Raw genomic sequence first — 20,204 nt, forward strand, 5'->3', positions numbered from 1 at the left:
CAGGTGGAGGTGGCGCGCCGGTGGCGGGGCGTACGCCTCAGTACGTCAGGCCGTACCCGACCGGATACAGCACCTGCGCCGGATCATCCGCCCGCTGCACCGGCACGGGCAGCCGCCCCTGCGGCTCCGTGCGCCCCGCGATCACCCGTACCGCGGCCCGCAGTTCGACGTCCGTCCAGCAGTACGCGGCAAGGGACGCGCCCACGGCCGGCACCCACGCCACGTCGTACGGATTGCGGATCGCGACGGCGATGACCGGGACCCCGGTCGCCACAAGGGCCTTCACCAGGGCGATCTGAGCGCTCCCCGCCCCCACGTTGTACGTGCCCACGAGCACCGCGTCCTTGCCCGCGGCAGCCGCCACCGCCTCAGCGATCTTCGACGCGGAGGGAGCCGTGCCCGTCGGCAGCACGGTCGGCGAGAAGCCGAGGTCCGTCAGTTCGCGCCCGATGACGGTCGTCGGCGGCCCCGTCGTCCCCGACGGCGACGCCGGATCCGCGCCCACGACGAGTACGTCACGCTGCGTACGCCGCGACAGCGGAAGCAGCCCGCCCTCGTTGAGCAGCAGCGTCGTCGTCTCGTCGGCGATCCGGTCGGCCGCGGTGAGATGCGCGCGCGTACCGACCGTCCGGTCGACGCCGCGCGAGGTGACGTACGGGTCGGAGAACAGGTCCAGTTTCGACTTGAGGCGCAGGATCCGCAGCAGCGACACGTCGATGCGTGCCTCCTCCAACTCGCCGTCCCGTACCGCCTGGAGCACCGCGTTCCAGGCGATCTCCGGCTTCGGCGGGTTCAGGAGCTGGTCGACGCCCGCCTTCAGGGCGAGCACGGGCACGCGGTCGTCGCCGTACTTCGTGCGGACGCCCTGCATGCCGAGCGAGTCCGTCACCACGACCCCGTCGTAGCCGAGTTCCTCGCGCAGGATGCCGGTGAGGATGGGGTGCGAGAGCGTCGCCGGGTCCTCTGCGGGGTCGAGCGCCGGGACCACGATGTGCGCGGTCATGATCGAGTCGATGCCCGCGGCCACCGCCGCCTGGAACGGCGGGGCGTCCAGGGTCTCCCACTGCTCACGGGTGTGGTGGATGTACGGCAGTTGGGAGTGGCTGTCGTCCTTGGTGTCGCCGTGCCCGGGGAAGTGTTTGGACGTCGACGCGATGTCCGTGCCCTGGTACCCCTTGACCTGGGCGGCGACCAGACCGGCGACCGCTTCGGGGTCCGAGCCGAAGGAGCGTACGCCGATGACGGGGTTGGCCGGATTGACGTTCACGTCGGCCACCGGGGCGTAGTTCTGGCGGATGCCGAGCGCGCGGAGTTCGGCGCCCGCGATCCGGGCCGCCTTGCGCGCGGTGGAGTGCGAGCCCGCGGCGCCCAGGGCCATCGCGCCGGGCAGGAGCGTGGCGGGGATGCCCACGCGGGCCACGGCGCCGTGCTCCTGGTCGGTGGAGATGAGCAGCGGGACGCGGGAGGTGGGGGACCGCGCCGGGTCCTGTGGAGTGAGGGCCGCGCGCTGGATGCCGTTCGAGAGGTCGGCGATCTGGTGCGGGGCACGGGTGTTGTGGGCCCAGCCGAAGTAGATGATGCCGCCGAGGTGGTACTTGGCGACCGCTTCGGCGGCAGTGCGTACGCCCAGCTCATCGAGGTTGGCGTCGATGTCCGCCTGGTCGGGCTCGGTGGCGGAGTGGCCGTACACATGCATCACGAAGAGCTGGCCGACCTTCTCCTCGAGGCTCATGCGGGAAATGATCTCCCGCAGCTTCCGGTCACGGCCGCGGTCTCCGCTGCCCGCCGCATGGGCCCCTGTGGGCGCGGCGAGGGCCGTCGCCGCGACGGCCGTGGCGGTGAGCAGAGTACGTCTGGAGGCGTTTCGGTGGGACATGAGCGCTCCTTCGGAGACGGAAGCCGGACCGGAGCCGGACTGGGGAAACCGGCTGAAGGAAACTTTCCGAGTGCCACGGATATCCCGAAGATTTCTGCCGGTCAAGACAGTCGGCAGCCACTGTGGAGGAGAGGGGCCGTCACCGGCGCTGTTGGAGGGGGGCGCGCCGGTGACGGCATGCTGTCGGCCACGGGCGGCAGAGAGGGTGGTCAGCGTTCGCAGCCAGCAGCGATGCCGACACCGCCTCGCGGAGACTCACCCGACAGCACGTCATTTGGACGGAGGCGTCCGCGCGGGGGTTCCCGGCAGAGGCCGATTTCCGGAAAGTGGTGCGGAGGTGAATGGTGAGGTTCAGGAGGCGGCGAGTCCTGTGAATTCCGTGGTCTCGGGTGCTGAGTCGTCGCCGCGCCATTGGCTCTGCAATGTCCGTACCGTCTCGGCGATCGCGGGGCGCCGCGACGCCCCGGCCCGCCACAGTGCGTACAGCCGCCGCACCGGCAGCGGATCGAGCCGTACGGTGACCGCGCCGTCCGGGACAGGGCCGCGGCCGAGGCGGGGGATCAGGGCGATGCCGAGCCCCGCCGCGGCAAGCGCGACCAGGGTGGGGTTCTCCTCCGCCGTGTGCGCGATGTCGGGCTCGCAGCCCGCCTCGCGCAACGTGCGTACCAGCCACTCGTGGCAGACGAGCCCCGGCGGCTGGGTGATCCAGCGCTCGCCCTTCAGCTCCTCGCGGCGCACGAAATCGCGGCCCGCGAGCCGGTGGCCGACGGGCACGACCAGGTCGCAGAGGTCGTCCCCGATGACGGCCTGTTCGACGCCCGGCGGTGTCGGCAGCGGCGCGATGTCCCAGTCGTGCACGACGGCCATGTCCACCGCGCCCTTGGCCACCAGGTCGATGGAGAGGTGCGGGTCGATCTCCGACATCCGGGCGTCGAGCGCGGGATGCCGCCGGGCGAGGTCCGCGAGGACGCCGGGCAGCAGGCCGCGCGCCGCCGAGGCGAACGCGGCGATGGTCAGCCGCCCCGCAGGCAGCCCGCGACGCTCTTCGAGCTCGGTCTCGGCGCGCTCCACGATCGCCATCAACTCCTGTGCGGTGGCGGCGAGATGGCGTGCTTCCTCGGTGAGTGCGACGCCCCTGCCCTGTCGTTCGAGGAGAGTGGTGCGGGTCTCGCGCTCCAGCTTGGAGATCTGCTGGGAGATCGCGGACGGGGTGTAGCCGAGCGCGGTGGCGGCGGCGCCGACGGTGCCGTGCACGGAGACGGCGTGCAGGGCGCGCAGCCGGGCGAGATCGAGCACGGGAAGCCCTCCCATTCATTAGCGTTGCTTCATCCCATCATGCAGAGTTGTGCGCTGGTCCTACATGGTTGTGCCGGGTGATCCTCGCCGCATGCGCCCCGCTCATGTCCTCCTCGCCGTCCTCGTCACCGCCGTGTGGGGCGTCAATTTCGTCGTCGAGGTGGGCCTCGACCACTTCCCGCCGCTGCTCTTCTCGGCCCTGCGCTTCCTGGTGGCGGCGCTGCCCGCGGTCTTCTTCGTGGGGCGGCCGAAGGTGGCATGGGATGGGGCCTCCCCTGCTCGAACGAAGTTGAGAGCTTGGGGACGGATCGTGGGGGTGTTCACGACCCTCTTCGCCTTCGTGGCAGCCTTCGTGGCACTCGGCGAACGACCAGGGCGCGTACGCCTGCTCGGCATGGTCATCGCGCTCGCGGGCATTGGTGTCGCGGCGGTCGACGAGGGGGACGCGGGGCCGCTCACTGCCTTCGCGCTGCTGCTCGGCGCCGCGGCCTGCTGGGGTGCGTCGAACGTCCTGACCCGCAAGGCGTCCCCGCCCGACTCCCTCAACTTCATGGTGTGGGTGAGTACGGTGCCGGTCCTGCCGCTGCTCGGGCTCTCGCTGTTCTTCGAGGGCCCGACGGCCGACCTCGCTGCCCTGCGGTCACTGGACTGGCAGGGCGCGGGCATCATCGTCTACGTCGCGTGGATCACGACCGTCTTCGGCTTCGGCGCGTGGGGCCACCTGCTGCGCCGCCACCCCGCGTCGACCGTGGCTCCCTTCTCGCTCCTGGTCCCGATGTTCGGCATGTCCGCCGCCGGTCTAGTCCTGGGCGAGTCGGTGAGCGCGCTCGGGTGGTGCGCGGCGGCGCTCCTGGTGGGCGGAGTGGGCCTGACGTCCCTGGCCGGTGCCAGAGGGACCGCTCCCGGTGTCAGAGGGACTGCTCCCGGTATCAGGCGGCGGGCCGGTTCAGGAGCCGCGACAGGAAATCCCGCCCCGGACCGAGAAGTTCGGGAAGCGGCGCCGCACCCTCGTACCACCGCTTCTCGTACTCCCAGCACAGCCAGCCGTCCCGCTGCTCCCCGCTGAGCAGCGTGTCCACGCACTCGGCGAGCGGCAGCACCCCCTCGCCGAGCGCCAGCGGCGTCGTGTCGTCGGCCGACGCGATGTCCTTCACCTGTACGTAGCCGAGGTACGGGGAGAGCGCGGCGTGGCTGTCGATGGGCGACTCGCCGCCGAGCCAGGTGTGCATCACGTCCCACAGGGCGCCCACGTGACGGTGGCCGACCGCGCCGAGCACGCGGGTCGCGGCGGCGCCCGTGCGGTGCGAGTCGTGCGTCTCCAGGAGGATGCGTACGCCGAAGTCGGCGGCGTACTCGGCCGCGGTACCGAGCCGCCGGGCGGCCGTCGCGTCGGCCTCGTCGGGGCTCTGTTCGGTGCCGCCGCCGGGGAAGACGCGGATGAAGGGGGCGCCGAGGTCGCGGGCGAGGGTGAGCAGGGAACGTATGTCGTCGAGGACGGGCTCGTCGGCGCCGGGCGCCGCCACGCGCGCGTACCCGGAGATTCCGAGGATCTCGACGCCCGCGGTCTTGAACTGGGCCGCCACATCGGCCCGTTCGGTGAGGCCGATCCCCGGGTGGACCGGCTCCTCGGGGTGGGCGCGCAGCTCGACGCCTTGATAGCCGTGGGTGGTGGCCAGGTTCAGCACGTCGGCGATGGGGAGCCCGGGCACGCCGAGGGTGGAGAAGGCGAGTTTCATGACGCCGACCCTAGGGGGTTTCTCCCAGACTCAGTTGCCAGTCCTGCCCCATCAGGTCGACACCGAACGAGCGGTGCGGCTTCTCGTCGACGAGGACGAAGCCGTGCCTCTGATAGATGGCGCGGGCGGAGCCGAGGATGTCATTGGTCCACAGGACCATCTCGCGATAGCCGACACTCCGGGCGAACTCGACGCACGCGCCGACGAGTTGAGCCCCGATGCGGTGCCCCCGCGCGTCCGGCTCGACGAGAAGCAGCCGCAGCCTGGCGGTCCCCGGCGCGTCGTCGCGCACGCACATCACGCACCCCACGCGCCGTCCGTCGAGCTCGGCGATCCACACCCGCTCCAGGTGAGGGTCGTGATCCTCCGCGAAGTCGGCGACGATCCTGGCGACAAGACCCTCGTAGTCGATGTTGAACCCGTACTCGGCGGCGTACAGGGCGGCATTGCGCTCGACGACCCACCCGAGATCACCAGGACCGGGCTCACGCAGGAGAGGCCGCGAGGCAGTCGCCCGCCCCTGACCCCCGCTCAGGATCTGCCGCACGGTACGCATCGCTTCCGCCAGACGTGGCCGCTCGGCGGCAGGAACGTCCGAGAGCAGCGAACCGACGGCCTCGCTGGACCGCTCGTCCAGCAGGGCGGCGGTCTCGCGCCCCCGCGCGGTGAGCGTGATGCGCTGGCGCCGCGGATCACGCGCGGAGGGCTCACGCTCGACGATCCCTGCCTTCTCCAGCTTGCCGAGCAGACGGCTCAAGTACCCGGCGTCCAAAGACAGTTCACCGCGCAGATCGGCGGCGTCGAGGTGCGGGGCGTGATTGAGCTCGTACAGGACGCGTGCCTCGGTGAGGGTGTACGGGACGTAGAGCTGACGGCTGTAGTCGAGGGCGCCGATGAGGTTCGTATAGAAGCGGTTGAAGGCGCGGATCTCTTGGATCGGCTGCGGCGGCGCGTCGGAGGCATGCGGCATCACGGATCACTCCTGGGGGCATCGAGGCGGCTTACCCTTGACTGAGTCAACGGTACGCCGAGTCGAATCCCACGGCTATGCGTCCGGCGATGTCAACGCCATCGAACGCTCACCGGCACGGCGGCGCCGTCGACCCCCGCACCATCAGCTCCGCCGCGATCGTCGCCACGCCCCCGGGCGGTGCCTCCTCCACGCCCGTGGCGAGGCGGCCCGCGCGGGCGCCCGCCTCGTACAGCGGCAGTCGTACGGTCGTCAGGGCGGGGACGGCGTCCACCGAGAAGGGCAGGTCGTCGAAGCCCGCCACCGAGATGTCCTGCGGGATGCGCAGGCCGCGGTCGCGCAGGGCGGCTGACGCGCCCAGGGCGACCGTGTCGTTGGCGGCCACGACGGCGGTCAGGTCCGGGTCGCGGCGCAGGAGTTCGAGGGTGGCCTCGTAGCCGGAGCGGCGGGTGTAGGGGCCGTGGACGGTCAGCTCGTCATGGGCGGCACTCCCGCTGTTCCCGGCGCTCCCGCCGTTCCCGGCCCGCCCGCCGTCGAACGCCGCGAGCGCCTCCCGGTGGCCTTCGAGCCGGTGCCGGGTGGTCGTCCGTTCCAGCGGGCCCGCCACGTAGCCGATCCTGCGGTGCCCCAGCGTCAGTAGATGCTCCGTGAGCCGCCGCCCGCCGCTGCGGTTGTCGAAGGTGAGCGTGGCCACCGCCGCGTCCGAGTCGTCCAGCGGCGGTCGCCCGCAGAGCACGATCCGGGTGCCCGTGTCCGCGAGGCGCGCCAGCTTCGCGGACATCGCGGCGGCGTGGGCGGGGTCCTCCAGGGCGCCGCCGGTCAGGATGACCGCGGCGGCGCGCTGGCGCTGGAGCAGGGTGAGGTAGGTCAGCTCGCGCTCCGGGGAGCCCCCCGTGTTGCAGACCACGGCCATCCGCTCGCCGCCCGCGCGCCCGCCGGGACCGCCGATCTCGGACTGGACGGCGCCCGCCATGATCCCGAAGAAGGGGTCGGCGATGTCGTTCACGAGGATGCCGACCAGGTCGGACGTGGCCGCGGCGAGTGAGCTCGCGGGCCCGTTGAGTACGTAGTCGAGATCGTCCACGGCGCGCAGGACGCGCTCGCGGGTGGCCGCCGCCACGGGGTAGTTGCCGTTCAGTACGCGGGAGACGGTAGCGGGGGAGACCTGGGCGCGGGCCGCCACGTCCGCCAGGGTCACGGTCATCTCGTCGTCCTCCGGTCACGGCTCTGGTCCGAAGCCCTTGTCCGAACCTTGTGCGGCAGGCTAGCTTCTTCTTGGATAGAAAGCGCTTGCTATGCGCTTACCTGCGTACGGAGGGACCCCTGTGACTCGCAAGACGGTGCGCATCGCCATGAACGGCGTGACGGGACGGATGGGCTACCGCCAGCACCTCATCCGCTCCCTGCTCGCCCTGCGCGAGCAGGGCGGACTCCCCCTGGGCGACGCCGAGGGCACGGTGCTGTGGCCCGAGCCGGTCCTGGTGGGCCGCAGAGAGCACGCACTGCGGGAGATCGCCCGGCGCCACGGACTTGACGCCGAATCGAGCGTCTCGACGGACCTGGACGCGGTCCTCGCCGACCCCACCATCGACATCTACTTCGACGCGCAGGTCACGTCCGCGCGCGAGGAGGCCATCAAGCGGGCCATCGCGGCGGGCAAGCACATCTACACGGAGAAGCCGTCGGCGACGGGCCTCGCCGGAGCCCTGGAACTGGCCCGCCTCGCCCAGGCCGCCGGCATCAAGCACGGCGTGGTCCAGGACAAGCTCTTTCTACCGGGACTGCTCAAGCTGAAGCGCCTGATCGACGGCGGCTTCTTCGGCAAGATCCTGTCCATCCGGGGCGAGTTCGGCTACTGGGTCTTCGAGGGCGACTGGCAGAGCGCCCAGCGCCCCTCCTGGAACTACCGCACGGAGGACGGCGGCGGCATCGTGGTCGACATGTTCCCGCACTGGGAGTACGTCCTGCACGAGCTGTTCGGCCGCGTGCGCAGCGTCCAGGCCCTTGCCGCGACCCACGTCCCGCAGCGCTGGGACGAGCAGGACAAGCCCTACGACGCCACGGCGGACGACGCCGCCTACGGCATCTTCGAACTCGAGGGCGGCGCGATCGCGCAGATCAACTCCTCCTGGACGGTCCGCGTGAACCGCGACGAGCTCGTCGAGTTCCAGGTGGACGGCACGGAGGGCTCGGCGGTCGCCGGCCTGCGCAACTGCCGCGTACAGCACCGCAGTACGACCCCCAAGCCGGTCTGGAACCCGGACCTGCCCGTCACCCACTCCTTCCGGGACCAGTGGCAGGAGATCCCCGACAACCAGGAGTTCGACAACGGCTTCAAGGCGCAGTGGGAACTGTTCCTGAAGCACGTGTACGCGGACGCGCCCTACCACTGGGACCTGCACGCGGGCGCGCGCGGCGTGCAGCTCGCGGAGCTGGGCCTGAAATCCTCCGCTGAGGGCCGCCGCATCGAGGTGCCGGAGATCGCACAGTGACGCTTCTGCTCCCGCGCGCGGACGGCACCACGCGCCCGTACGAGCCCCGGAAGGCCCCCGCGCAGGCGGCGTCCGGGGTCGGCTCCCCCCTCACCTCCCGCACGGTGTTCTCCGCGGCCCACGTGGTCGCGGACCCCTACGCCGATGTCTCCCCGGACTCCCCGGCGGCCGTCGACTGGGACGCGACCCTCGCCTTCCGCCGCCACCTGTGGGCGCAGGGCCTTGGCGTGGCCGAGGCGATGGACACGGCGCAACGCGGAATGGGCCTGGACTGGAAGGGCGCGGCGGAACTGATCACGCGTTCCGCGGCGGAGGCGAAGTCGGTGGGCGGCGCGATCGCCTGCGGCGTAGGCACGGACCAACTCACCACGGCCCCGGACCTGCTGACGGTCCGTTCCGCGTACGAGGAACAACTCGCCCTCGTCGAATCGAGCGGCGCACAGGTGATCCTGATGGCGTCCCGGGCGCTCGCCGCGGTGGCGAAGTCACCGGACGACTACCTGGAGACGTACGGCCACCTCCTGCGCCAGGCGAGCGAGCCGGTGATCCTGCACTGGCTCGGCCCGATGTTCGACCCGGCGCTCACCGGCTACTGGGGCAGCGAGGACCTGGACGCGGCGACCGAGACCTTCTTGGAGGTCATCGCCGCGCACCCGGACAAGGTCGACGGCATCAAGATCTCCCTGCTCGACCCCAAGCGGGAGATCGCCCTGCGCCGCCGCCTCCCGGACGGCGTCCGCTGCTACACGGGCGACGACTTCAACTACCCCGAGCTGATCGCGGGCGACGAGCAGGGCTTCAGCCACGCCCTCCTCGGCATCTTCGACCCGCTTGCTCCGCTGGCGGCAGAGGCGGTACGCCGTCTCGACACCGGCGACAGAGAAGCCTTCCGCGCCTGCCTGGACCCCACGGTCGACCTGTCCCGCCACCTCTTCCAACCCCCCACCCGCTTCTACAAGACGGGCGTGGTGTTCCTGGCCTGGCTTGCGGGCCACCAGAGCCACTTCACGATGGTGGGAGGCCTCCAGTCGGCACGCTCGCTGCCGCACCTGTCCTACGCCTACGAGCTCGCGGATGAACTGGACCTGTTCCCGGACCCGCTCCTCGCCGAGTCCCGCATGAAATCCCTGCTCAACGTGTATGGAGTCCAGCAATGAGCGACGAGGCCTTGGCGCGCTTCTCCATCAACCAGATGACGGTCAAGCAGCTCTCGCTGCCCGAACTGGTCACCGCGTGCACGGACTTGGGTGTCACCGGGGTGGGCCTCTGGCGCGAACCGGTCCAGTCTTACGGCCTTGAGCGGACCGCCAAGCTGATGCGCGACGCGGGCCTGACGGTCACCACGCTCTGCCGAGGAGGCTTCCTCACGGCCATCGACGCCGACGCGCGCGCGGCCGCGGTCGCCGACAACAAGTCGGCGATCGACGAGGCGGTGACCCTCGGCACGGACACGCTGGTCCTGGTATCCGGCGGATTGCCCGCCGGAGACAAGGACCTGCACGGGGCGCGTGCGCGGATCGCCGACGCGCTGGCGGAACTCGCCCCGTACGCGGCGTCCCGTGGCATCCGCCTGGCCATCGAACCCCTCCACCCCATGTTCGCCTCGGACCGCTGCGTGGTCTCCACGCTGGCCCAGGCCCTCGACCTGGCGGAGCTCTTCCCCGCCGCGCAGGTCGGGGTCTGCGTGGACACGTACCACGTGTGGTGGGACGACCAGGCGCCCGCGCAGATCGCCCGCGCGGGCGGTGGCGGGCGCCTGCACGCGTTCCAACTGGCGGACTGGATCACCCCGTTGCCCGAGGGCGTGCTGAACGGGCGTGGCCAGCTGGGGGAGGGCTCGGTCGACCTGCGATCGTGGCGCGCCCTTGTCGAGGAGGCGGGCTACGAGGGCCCCATCGAGGTCGAGCTCTTCAACGAGGAGCTGTGGTCGGGAGACGGCCACGAGCTCCTGTCGGAAACGACCAGGGGGTACGTGCGGCACGCTTGTTAGCCACCCGGGGCTACCCCACCCACCCGTTCACCCCGCATCTAGGCGGGTGGGGCAGCAGGCCCAGGGAGATACGTACAGGCCGGCCTGGGCGGCGAGTTGAGCTGCCCACGCGACGCACCCCCAGCCACGGCCCCCGCCAGGCCCACGCACCCGCAGTCGGCAGTGAGACGTGAGGGGACGTGCCGGTATTTCCGCCCGGAGCACGGTACACAGCACTCCCCAGCCGAAGCAGTCGAACGTCCGCTGGCGGATGGCGAGGACGGACATACCGGCGCGGCCCCGCCCCCAACCGGCCGGATCCGCCGCCCCCCGCCAGAGCTACTTCTTCTTGCCGCCACCCAGGATCTGGCCCAGCAAGTCACCGAGCCCACCCCCGCCCCCAGCGCCCCCGGCGCCCGGCTTCGATGACGTACGCGCGCGCTTCGTCAGCACCGTGAGCAACACCGGAATCAGCAGCTCGATCACACGGGTCACAGAAGCCGCGGGCAACCCCGTCTTCTTCGCCACCGCGTTCGCCACCGGCCTGCTCATCTTCGCAAGCACCCCGGACAGCATCCCGCCCGCGGCAAGCCCCCCGAACCCTCCGAACCCGGCGATCCCCTGCGGAGGCGACGCCTCGGCGATGGCCTGTTCGACCTCCTCCGCCCCAGCGGGATCCTCCGCCTTCTCCTGAAGGTTCCCCGAAAGAGCGGTCACCGCGGTGCCCACCACGTCCTGCGCCCCCGCGGCGTCCGTACCGAGCAGCCCCGCGATCTCCTGGAGCTTGTCGTCGCCGAGTTCCTCGAGGACGTCCTTCTCCAGCGAGGTTTCGGGCGAGGTTCCAGGCGAAGTACCGGGCGAGGTTTCGGAAGATTCTTCACTCATGCGTAAAAAGCTACTTCCGCCCCGGTTCGTCGGCACCCCGAAAATTCGTGGCCTTGCCCGTGCAACCCTTCCCGCTCTACGCGGGTCGTACTGTGCGTCGGGGCTTCCGGAGGGGGATCTGGGGGGATCGCGGAGTGCCGACAGGGGAGGGGAGACCCGAAGGGGCCCGGTCGAAAGACCGGGCCCCTTCGAAGCGTTATCCACCGGCCCCCTCGAAGCGTTATCCACAGACGAAGCGTTGTCCACAGGCTTCCCACGCTGTCAGCGGCGAGCGATAGCGTCGGCTCATGTCGAGTCCAGCAGCGGCAGCGTCCGCACCGTCCGCAGCGGTGGTCGAAGGGGTCCTTGAGCGGATCACCTACGCCAACGAGGAGAACGGGTACACGGTCGCCCGCGTGGACACGGGCCGCGGCGCCGGTGACCTGCTCACCGTCGTGGGCGCACTCCTTGGCGCGCAAGTGGGGGAGTCCCTCCGCATGGAGGGCCGCTGGGGCTCCCACGCGCAGTACGGCAAGCAGTTCACGGTGGAGAACTACACGACCATTCTCCCCGCCACCATCCAAGGCATCCGCCGCTATCTGGGCTCGGGCCTCATCAAGGGCATCGGCCCCGTCATGGCCGACCGCATCACCACCCACTTCGGCGTGGACACCCTCGACATCATCGAGAAGGAACCGAAGCGTCTCGTCGAAGTCCCCGGCCTCGGCCCCAAACGCACCAAGATGATCGCCGCGGCCTGGGAGGAACAGAAGGCCATCAAGGAAGTGATGGTCTTCCTGCAAGGCGTGGGCGTCTCCACGTCCATCGCCGTCCGCATCTACAAGAAGTACGCGGACGCCTCCATCTCCATAGTGAAGAACGAGCCCTACCGCCTCGCCGCAGACGTCTGGGGCATCGGCTTCCTCACCGCGGACCGCATCGCCCAGTCAGTGGGCATCCCGCACGACAGCCCGGAACGGGTCAAGGCAGGCCTGCAGTACGCACTCTCCCAGTCCACCGACCAGGGCAACTGCTATCTGCCGGAGGAGCGCCTCATCGCGGACGCGGTGAAGCTGCTCCAGGTGGACACGGGCCTGGTCATCGACTGCCTCGCGGAGCTCGCCACGGAAGACGAAGGCGTCGTGCGCGAGACGGTGCCGGGTCCCCACAGCGGCCCCGACGGCGAAGAGGACGTCACCGCCGTCTACCTGGTCCCCTTCCACCGCGCGGAGATCTCCCTCTCGGCCCAGCTCCTGCGCCTCCTGCGGACCCCCGAGGACCGCATGCCCGCCTTCCAGGACGTCGACTGGGACAAGGCCCTCTCCTGGCTCGCCACCCGTACGGGCGCCGACCTCGCCCCCGAGCAGCAGGAGGCCGTCAGGCTCGCGCTGACGCAGAAGGCCGCCGTCCTCACCGGAGGCCCCGGCTGCGGCAAGTCCTTCACCGTCCGGTCCATCGTGGAGCTGGCCCGCGCCAAGAAGGCCAAGGTCGTCCTTGCCGCCCCCACGGGCCGAGCCGCCAAGCGCCTTGCCGAGCTCACCGGAGCCGAGGCCTCCACCGTCCACCGCCTCCTGGAGCTCAAGCCGGGAGGAGACGCCGCCTACGACAAGGACCGGCCGCTCGACGCCGACCTCGTGGTGGTCGACGAGGCATCCATGCTGGACCTGCTCCTGGCCAACAAGCTGGTGAAGGCCGTCGCACCCGGCGCCCACCTCCTGTTCGTCGGAGACGTGGACCAGCTGCCCAGCGTCGGCGCCGGCGAGGTCCTGCGCGACATGCTCAGCGAACAGAGCCCCGTCCCCGCTGTCCGGCTCACCCACATCTTCCGCCAGGCCAAACAGTCCGGCGTCGTCACGAACGCCCACCGGATCAACTCCGGGGTGCCGCCCATCACGCAGGGGCTCAAGGATTTCTTCCTCTTCGTGGAGGACGAGACCGAGGACGCCGGGCGGGTCACGGTGGACGTGGCCGCGCACCGCATCCCGGCGAAGTTCGGCCTCGACCCGCGCCGCGACATCCAGGTGCTCGCGCCCATGCACCGCGGCCCCGCGGGCGCGGGGAACCTGAACGGACTGCTCCAGCAGGCCATCACCCCCAGCAGACCGGACGTACCGGAGAAGCGCTTCGGCGGCCGGGTGTTCCGCGTCGGCGACAAGGTCACCCAGATCCGCAACAACTACGAGAAGGGGCAGAACGGCGTCTTCAATGGCACCGTCGGAGTTGTCACCTCGCTTGACTCCGACGAGCAGCGGCTCACGGTCCTGACGGACGAGGACGAGGAGATTCCGTACGACTTCGACGAACTGGACGAACTGGCTCATGCGTACGCGGTCACCATCCACCGCTCCCAGGGCAGCGAGTACCCGGCCGTGGTGATCCCCGTGACCACGGGGGCGTGGATGATGCTGCAACGGAACCTGCTCTACACGGCGGTCACGCGTGCCAAGAAGCTGGTCGTCCTGGTCGGTTCGCGCAAGGCTCTGGGACAAGCGGTGCGCACGGTATCCGCGGGCAGACGCTGTACGGCCCTGGACTTCCGGCTCGCCGGAGGCCGCGGTTCCACTCCAGCCAGATCCACCTCCCGAAATTTTGATCGATCAAACGAGTAGGAAAGGTCACACACCACTTCCGCAACCGGGGCGAAGAGGGGCAGGATGAGTAGGTTGGCGGCACTGAGTGCCGCCAATAGGCCCAATGGTCGACCCCGAGTGCACTCTCCAGGGCCAAATGGGGGATGGTAGAGACAGTCAGGGCACCTCGAAGAAGAGGCACAACGTCGGTGAGGGATGACGTGAGCGACAACTCTGTAGTACTGCGGTACGGCGATGGCGACGAGTACACCTACCCGGTGATCGACTCAACTGTCGGCGACAAGGGCTTCGACATCGGGAAGCTCCGCGCCCAGACCGGTCTGGTGACCCTGGACAGCGGATATGGCAACACCGCCGCCTATAAATCCGCCATCACCTACCTCGACGGCGAGCAGGGAATCCTCCGGTACCGCGGCTATCCGATCGAGCAGCTGGCCGAGCGCTCCACCTTCACCGAGGTGGCGTACCTGCTGATCAACGGTGAACTGCCCAAGGTCGACGAGCTCGCCAGTTTCAAGAACGACATCACGCAGCACACCCTGCTGCACGAGGACGTCAAGCGGTTCTACGACGGCTTCCCGCGCGACGCCCACCCGATGGCGATGCTGTCCTCGGTGGTCAGTGCGCTGTCGACGTTCTACCAGGACAGCCACAACCCGTTCGACGAGGAGCAGCGCGACCTCTCGACGATCCGCCTGCTCGCCAAGCTTCCGACGATCGCGGCGTACGCCTACAAGAAGTCCGTGGGCCACCCGGTCGTCTACCCGCGCAACGACCTCGGCTATGTCGAGAACTTCCTGCGCATGACCTTCTCGGTGCCGGCCGCCGAGTACGACCTCGACCCGGTCGTCGTCTCCGCGCTCGACAAGCTCCTGATCCTGCACGCGGACCACGAGCAGAACTGTTCGACCTCCACCGTGCGTCTGGTGGGCTCGTCGCAGGCGAACATGTTCGCCTCGATCTCCGCCGGTATCTCGGCCCTCTGGGGCCCGCTGCACGGTGGCGCCAACCAGTCCGTCCTGGAGATGCTCGAGGGCATCAAGCAGGACGGCGGCGACGTCGACAACTTCATCCGCAAGGTGAAGAACAAGGAAGACGGCGTGAAGCTCATGGGCTTCGGGCACCGCGTCTACAAGAACTTCGACCCCCGGGCGAAGATCATCAAGGCGGCGGCGCACGACGTCCTCTCGGCTCTCGGCAAGGACGACGAGCTGCTCGACATCGCGCTCAAGCTGGAAGAGCACGCGCTGGCCGACGACTACTTCGTCGAGCGCAAGCTTTACCCGAACGTGGACTTCTACACGGGCCTCATCTACCGCGCGATGGGCTTCCCGACCGAGATGTTCACGGTTCTCTTCGCGCTGGGCCGTCTCCCGGGCTGGATCGCCCAGTGGCACGAGATGATCAAGGAGCCCGGATCCCGCATCGGGCGTCCGCGCCAGATCTACACCGGTGAGGTTCTTCGGGACTTCGTCCCGGTCGAGGGTCGCTGACCCGCACGCCGTAGGCGCGAACAGGAACTCAGCAAGCGAAAAGCGCCCCGCCGCCGATCCCCCCACGGGTCGACGGTCGGGGCGCTTTCCTGTTTCCCGGTGCGGATTCCCCCCACGGGATCCGGCCGGGCGTCTGTGGTGGCAGCGCGCCAGTTGTACTGCTGGTACTGCCTGTACTGCCCGTACTTCCTGAACTTCTCGTACTGCCTGTACTGCTCGTGCTGCGATCTGCCGGGACGCGTACGGATCGGGAGGGCCGCTCAAAGCTCCCCGGTGCACGTGCCCCGGCCAACGCATTCCTAGGAACATCCCCCAAGATGTCCCCGATGTCTAGAGACGTCCCCCAAGACGTCCCTGGCATCGCTTCTTAGACTCGCGAACCCCCTGAATGGTTACGTTCGTTTGCCTGTGATCTGCGTCTCTTGCATATGTCCTGTACATGCGCAAGCGGCCCGATATGCCGATCGGGCCTCATGAGTGAGAATACTGCAACCAGGATGTGAAGGGACTATGTAAAAGCTCTGAGACGAAGGCTGTTGGTCACGACGAAGACCGACGAGAACGCCATCGCGGCCCCCGCGATCATCGGATTCAGCAGCCCGGCCGCCGCCAACGGCAGCGCGGCGACGTTGTAGCCGAAGGCCCAGAAGAGGTTGCCCTTGATCGTGGAGAGCGTCTTACGGGAGAGCCTGATCGCGTCTGCGGCTCCGCGCAAGTCCCCGCGCACCAGCGTCAGATCGCTCGCCTCGATGGCCGCGTCCGTGCCCGTGCCCATCGCGAGACCCAGATCGGCCGTGGCGAGCGCCGCGGCGTCGTTCACTCCGTCCCCGACCATCGCGACGACCTTGCCCTCGCCCCGCAGCCGTCGTACGACATCGACCTTCTCCTCGGGCAGGACCTCGGCGTACACGGCGTCCGCGTCGATGCCGACGGCCTTTGCCACCGCCCGGGCGACGGCCTGGTTGTCCCCGGTGAGCAGCACCGGCGTCAGACCCAGGGCGCGCAACTCCCGCACCGCTTCGGCGCTGGTGTCCTTGACCGTGTCGGCGACGGCGAGGACGCCGCGTGCCACGCCGTCCCAGGCGACCAGGACGGCCGTACGTCCCGCCTCCTCCGCCTCCGCCCTGAGCGCGGCCACCGCGGCGAGCCCCTCGACTCCCGCGTCCGCGAGGAGCCGCTCACGCCCCGCGAGGACGAAGTGCCCCTCCACCGTGCCGCGTACGCCGGACCCCGCCACGTTCTCGAACCCCTCCACGGCGGGCAGGGCGCCCACTGGGAGCCCCAACTCGGCTGCGGCACCCGCGGTGACCGCCCGCGCCACAGGATGCTCTGAGGCGTGCTCCAGGGCCCCTGTGAGGCGCAGCAGCTGTTTCTCCTCGGTCTCCCCGGCGGCGTACACGTCCCGCAGCGTCATACGCCCCGTCGTCACCGTCCCTGTCTTGTCCAGGACGACGGTGTCCACCCGGCGTGTGGACTCCAGGACTTCGGGGCCCTTGATGAGGATGCCGAGCTGCGCGCCGCGCCCCGTGCCGACCATCAGGGCCGTCGGCGTCGCCAGGCCCAGTGCGCACGGGCAGGCGATGATCAGGACGGCGACGGCCGCCGTGAAGGCCGCGGTCACATCGCCGGTGACGCCCAGCCAGGCGCCGAGCGTGGCGGCTGCGATCAGCAGGACCACCGGCACGAAGATCCCGGCGATCCGGTCGGCGAGGCGCTGCACCTGGGCCTTGCCGGTCTGCGCGTCCTCGACGAGCTTGGCCATCCTGGCCAGTTGCGTGTCGGCGCCGACACGCGTGGCGTCCACGACCAGCCGCCCCGAGACGTTCGTGGTCGCCCCGGTCACCGCGTCGCCCGCGGCCACGTCCACCGGGACGGACTCACCTGTCAGCATCGAGGCGTCGACCGCCGACGCTCCGTCGACGACGGTGCCGTCGGTCGCGACGGTCTCCCCGGGACGTACGACGAAACGGTCGCCGACCACGAGACGCGCGACCGGAACACGGACCTCCGAGCCGCCACGCAGTACGGCCGCGTCCTTGGCGCCCAGTTCGAGCAGCGCGCGCAGGGCCGCGCCGGCCTTCCGCTTCGAGCGGGCCTCCAGCCAGCGCCCGAGCAGGATGAACGTGACGACACCGGCGGCGACTTCGAGATAGATGGTCGAGGCCGCGTCGGCGCGCGAGACGGTGAACTCGAACCCGTGCCGCATCCCCGGCATCCCCGCGTCCCCGAGGAAGAGCGCCCACAGCGACCAGCCGAACGCGGCGAGCGTGCCCACCGACACCAGCGTGTCCATGGTCGCCGCGCCGTGCCGCAGGTTCGTGAAAGCGGCCCGGTGGAAGGGGAATCCGCCCCATACGACGACGGGAGCGGCCAGGGTCAGCGAGAGCCACTGCCAGTTGTCGAACTGCGACGAGGGGATCATCGCGAGCAGGACCACGGGCAGCGAGAGCACCGCCGAGCCGATGAGGCGCCGGCGCAGGGTGTCGGGCTCGGTGATGTCGGCGGTCGTGGCGGGCGCGCCCGACCCCTGCGCATCCGGTTCCGACGCGTCCGGTTCCGACGAGTCCGGCTCCGGGGGAGCGGGGACGATCTCCTGCGCGGTGTAGCCCAGCTTCTCGACCGTTGCGATCAGCGATGCGACCTCGACCTCTTCCCCGTACGAGACTTTGGCCTTCTCCGTGGCGAGGTTGACCGACGCGGTCACGCCCTCTACACGGTTCAGCTTCTTCTCGATGCGGGCGGAGCAGGAGGCGCAGGTCATCCCGCCGAGGGCGAGTTCGACTTCGTTCATGGCTCTCTCGTACGTGCGGTGTGAAGCGGCTGCGGGCCCTGTGACGGTGTCACAGGGCCCGGGGTACCCGGCAGGGGATGGGTCAGGCCTTGCTGACACCGGTGAGTTCGTAGCCCGCCTCGTCGACCGCGGCGCGGACGGCGGCCTCGTCGAGCGGGGCCTCGGAGACCACGGTCACCTGGCCGGTGGCGGCCACCGCCTTGACGGAGCTGACGCCCGCGATCTCCGAGATCTCACTGGAGACAGCACCCTCGCAGTGACCGCAGGTCATGCCGGTCACCTCGTACACGGCCGTCACGGCACCCTGCGGCGTCTCGGCGGCGCCGTCGGAGTGGCAGGAACCGCTGGGGGAGCAGCAGGAGCCGGAGGTCTCGGCCTGCGGGAGCTCGGTCTGGGCGCTCATGTCGTTCTCCTCGATGAGGGTGCGGCGTGTGTGCGTACTTATGCGTCGTAATGTGCAGGAGTGGTCCCGATGTTCCCGGAGACCCCCTGACACTCACCACACTATACCCCTAGGGGGTACACCTCAATGAGGGGGTGAAGAGGCCGAGGGCGGCGATCCGCCGGGGCGGTCAGCTGTCGCGCCCGCGGTTGCGCGGCCTCGCGGCCACCCAGGCGCGGACGGTGTCGGCGTACCAGTAGGGCTTCCCGGACTCCACGTGATCGGGGTCGGGGAGCAGGCCGTGCTTGCGATAGGAGCGCACGGTGTCGGGCTGCACGCGGATGTGTGCGGCGATCTCTTTGTACGACCAGAGCCTTCGGTCGGTCATCTGTGGCACCTCCCTGCGTGCGCCGCAGGGGCGGCTCGGGGAGAGCCGTCGGGGGAGCTGCGGCGCGACGCTGGCGATCACTCAGCCTGTGCCCGGTGAACGACACGGAGTGAGCGCTGGAGGGTGGCTGTCGACTGCCTGTGACGGAAGACCCGCGTATACGGGACATGTGTGACACGGAGAGGTTGTTTGTGACGCTTGTGATGCATTCCGGGCACACCGGTCCGGCGCGGAGGGGGGCGCACGGGCCTCGGAACGCCGTCAAGGAGGGCGGTACGGGCCCTCCTGAGGGGGCGCGCCGAGCGCGTCCGGGTAGCGCCCGAAGGGGCGCGGGGAACTGCGTGACCAGCCCCCCATCAGCCCGCGGACGGATCCCTCACCGCACCTTCAGCGCTCCAGCGCGGCGTCACGCCCCGCAGGAGCGCAGGTACGAGCGTGTCCGGCGGGCGATGGGCAGTGGCTTGTCCGGCGGGCAGGGGTACATGTCCTGCTCGACGATGGCGAAGAGGTCGACGCCCAGCTTCTGGGCCGCCGTGAGGACCGGCTCGATCGCGGGCACCCCGGTCGGCGGCTCGCACATCACCCCGCGCGCCACGGCGGGCCCGAACGGCATTTCCTGGTCGCGTACTTCGGCGAGAACGGCCGGGTCGACCTGCTTGAGGTGCAGGTAGCCGATGCGTTCGCCGTACGTCTCGATCAGCTTGACGTTGTCGCCGCCGCAGTAGGCGTAATGGCCCGTGTCCAGGCAGAGCGATACGAGATCGGAGTCGGTCGCGTCGAGGAAGCGCGTGACGCTCTCCTCGTCGTCGATGTGCGTGTCGGCATGGGGGTGGACGACCACGCGCAGGCCGTAGCGCTCGCGCACCTCGTGCGCCAACCGCTCGGTCTGGAGCGTGAGCTGACGCCACTGCTCCGGTGTGAGCGTGCGGTCTTCAAGGACCTCGCCGGTCTTGTCGTCGCGCCAGAAGGACGGGATGACGACGAGGTGCTCGGCGCCCATCGCCTGGGCGAGCGCGGCGTTGTCGGCCACATGGGCCCACGTCTTGTCCCATACGGACGGCCCGTGGTGCAGGCCGGTGAAGACCGTGCCGGCCGAGACGCGCAGGCCACGGCGCTGGGTCTCGGCGGTCAGTTCGGCCGGATCCGTGGGCAGGTAGCCGTAAGGGCCGAGCTCGATCCACTCGTATCCGGAGTCCGCCACCTCGTCGAGGAAGCGGCTCCAGGGGACCTGGCCCGGATCCTCGGGGAACCACACGCCCCACGAGTCGGGTGCCGAGCCGATCCGGATGCGTGACAGCGTCGTCATGCCCGCCAGCTTTCAGGGCGCCGCGGAACGATGTCAAGGAGTGGTCCGAA

At 69.9% G+C, this 20,204-nt stretch carries 15 protein-coding genes and 1 pseudogene; 6 read left to right on the plus strand and 10 right to left on the minus strand.

What is annotated here, in order from left to right:
- Nucleotides 1–37: 37 nt before the first annotated feature.
- Nucleotides 38–1,876 carry a glycoside hydrolase family 3 protein gene (locus ACWFRJ_RS07695; protein WP_453525421.1) on the minus strand — a complete coding sequence of 613 codons (1,839 nt, stop codon included), beginning with the start codon at nt 1,874–1,876 and terminating at the stop codon, nt 38–40.
- 351 nt (nt 1,877–2,227) lie between these two features.
- Complete coding sequence (locus ACWFRJ_RS07700; protein ID WP_453525423.1) at nt 2,228–3,172, minus strand: LysR family transcriptional regulator; 945 nt, start codon at nt 3,170–3,172, stop codon at nt 2,228–2,230.
- A 91-nt stretch (nt 3,173–3,263) separates the two neighbouring features.
- Here ACWFRJ_RS07700 and ACWFRJ_RS07705 point away from each other — a divergent pair, with 91 nt between their 5' ends.
- Complete coding sequence (locus tag ACWFRJ_RS07705) at nt 3,264–4,238, plus strand: EamA family transporter (protein ID WP_453525425.1); 975 nt, start codon at nt 3,264–3,266, stop codon at nt 4,236–4,238.
- On the opposite strand, the pseudogene ACWFRJ_RS07710 reads toward ACWFRJ_RS07705, so the two are convergent.
- From ACWFRJ_RS07710 to ACWFRJ_RS07720, 3 genes and pseudogenes are all read right to left on the minus strand, one after another.
- Nucleotides 4,192–4,908: pseudogene (locus tag ACWFRJ_RS07710) on the minus strand (sugar phosphate isomerase/epimerase family protein); the annotation flags it as partial. The gene ACWFRJ_RS07705 and the pseudogene ACWFRJ_RS07710 overlap by 47 nt on opposite strands.
- Before the next feature lie 10 nt (nt 4,909–4,918).
- The gene (locus ACWFRJ_RS07715) at nt 4,919–5,878 is read right to left on the minus strand and encodes a bifunctional helix-turn-helix transcriptional regulator/GNAT family N-acetyltransferase (protein WP_453525427.1); all 960 of its coding nucleotides are present in this window, start codon (nt 5,876–5,878) and stop codon (nt 4,919–4,921) included.
- A 109-nt stretch (nt 5,879–5,987) separates the two neighbouring features.
- Entirely contained in the window at nt 5,988–7,082 is a 1,095-nt protein-coding gene (locus ACWFRJ_RS07720) for a LacI family DNA-binding transcriptional regulator (RefSeq protein ID WP_453525429.1), read from the minus strand.
- 121 nt (nt 7,083–7,203) lie between these two features.
- On the opposite strand from ACWFRJ_RS07720, the gene ACWFRJ_RS07725 reads away from it, so the two are divergent.
- From ACWFRJ_RS07725 to ACWFRJ_RS07735, 3 genes are read left to right on the plus strand one after another with little or no spacing between them, the layout of a single operon-like run.
- A complete protein-coding gene (locus ACWFRJ_RS07725) occupies nt 7,204–8,370 on the plus strand; it encodes a Gfo/Idh/MocA family protein (protein ID WP_453525431.1) in 1,167 nt (388 codons plus the stop codon).
- The gene (locus ACWFRJ_RS07730; RefSeq protein WP_453525433.1) at nt 8,367–9,527 is read left to right on the plus strand and encodes a dihydrodipicolinate synthase family protein; all 1,161 of its coding nucleotides are present in this window, start codon (nt 8,367–8,369) and stop codon (nt 9,525–9,527) included. Before ACWFRJ_RS07725 ends, ACWFRJ_RS07730 begins: the two co-directional genes overlap by 4 nt.
- Nucleotides 9,524–10,360, plus strand: a complete 837-nt coding sequence (locus ACWFRJ_RS07735) for a sugar phosphate isomerase/epimerase family protein (protein WP_453525435.1) — start codon at nt 9,524–9,526, stop codon at nt 10,358–10,360. The genes ACWFRJ_RS07730 and ACWFRJ_RS07735 overlap by 4 nt, the downstream gene beginning before the upstream one ends.
- Before the next feature lie 318 nt (nt 10,361–10,678).
- Here ACWFRJ_RS07735 and ACWFRJ_RS07740 read toward each other — a convergent pair whose 3' ends face one another.
- Entirely contained in the window at nt 10,679–11,224 is a 546-nt protein-coding gene (locus ACWFRJ_RS07740; RefSeq protein ID WP_453525437.1) for a DUF937 domain-containing protein, read from the minus strand.
- Nucleotides 11,225–11,511: 287 nt separating this feature from the next.
- Here ACWFRJ_RS07740 and recD2 point away from each other — a divergent pair, with 287 nt between their 5' ends.
- Nucleotides 11,512–13,812 carry an SF1B family DNA helicase RecD2 gene (gene recD2 / locus ACWFRJ_RS07745; protein ID WP_453525439.1) on the plus strand — a complete coding sequence of 767 codons (2,301 nt, stop codon included), beginning with the start codon at nt 11,512–11,514 and terminating at the stop codon, nt 13,810–13,812.
- A 182-nt stretch (nt 13,813–13,994) separates the two neighbouring features.
- Nucleotides 13,995–15,287: a citrate synthase gene (locus ACWFRJ_RS07750; protein WP_363211302.1), complete on the plus strand. Its 1,293-nt coding sequence runs from the start codon at nt 13,995–13,997 to the stop codon at nt 15,285–15,287.
- 508 nt (nt 15,288–15,795) lie between these two features.
- On the opposite strand, the gene ACWFRJ_RS07755 is transcribed toward ACWFRJ_RS07750, so the two are convergent.
- From ACWFRJ_RS07755 to ACWFRJ_RS07770, 4 genes are all read right to left on the minus strand, one after another.
- Nucleotides 15,796–18,078, minus strand: a complete 2,283-nt coding sequence (locus ACWFRJ_RS07755) for a heavy metal translocating P-type ATPase (RefSeq protein WP_453525441.1) — start codon at nt 18,076–18,078, stop codon at nt 15,796–15,798.
- Between the two features lie 82 nt (nt 18,079–18,160).
- On the minus strand, nt 18,161–18,481 hold the full coding sequence (locus ACWFRJ_RS07760) for a heavy-metal-associated domain-containing protein (protein ID WP_453525443.1): 321 nt from the start codon (nt 18,479–18,481) through the stop codon (nt 18,161–18,163).
- A 169-nt stretch (nt 18,482–18,650) separates the two neighbouring features.
- Nucleotides 18,651–18,848, minus strand: coding sequence for a MarR family transcriptional regulator (locus ACWFRJ_RS07765; RefSeq protein WP_453525445.1), 198 nt, complete (start codon nt 18,846–18,848; stop codon nt 18,651–18,653).
- Between the two features lie 406 nt (nt 18,849–19,254).
- Entirely contained in the window at nt 19,255–20,154 is a 900-nt protein-coding gene (locus ACWFRJ_RS07770) for a sugar phosphate isomerase/epimerase family protein (RefSeq protein WP_453525447.1), read from the minus strand.
- Nucleotides 20,155–20,204: the final 50 nt, after the last annotated feature.

Source organism: Streptomyces sp. NPDC055239 (genome assembly GCF_053606205.1).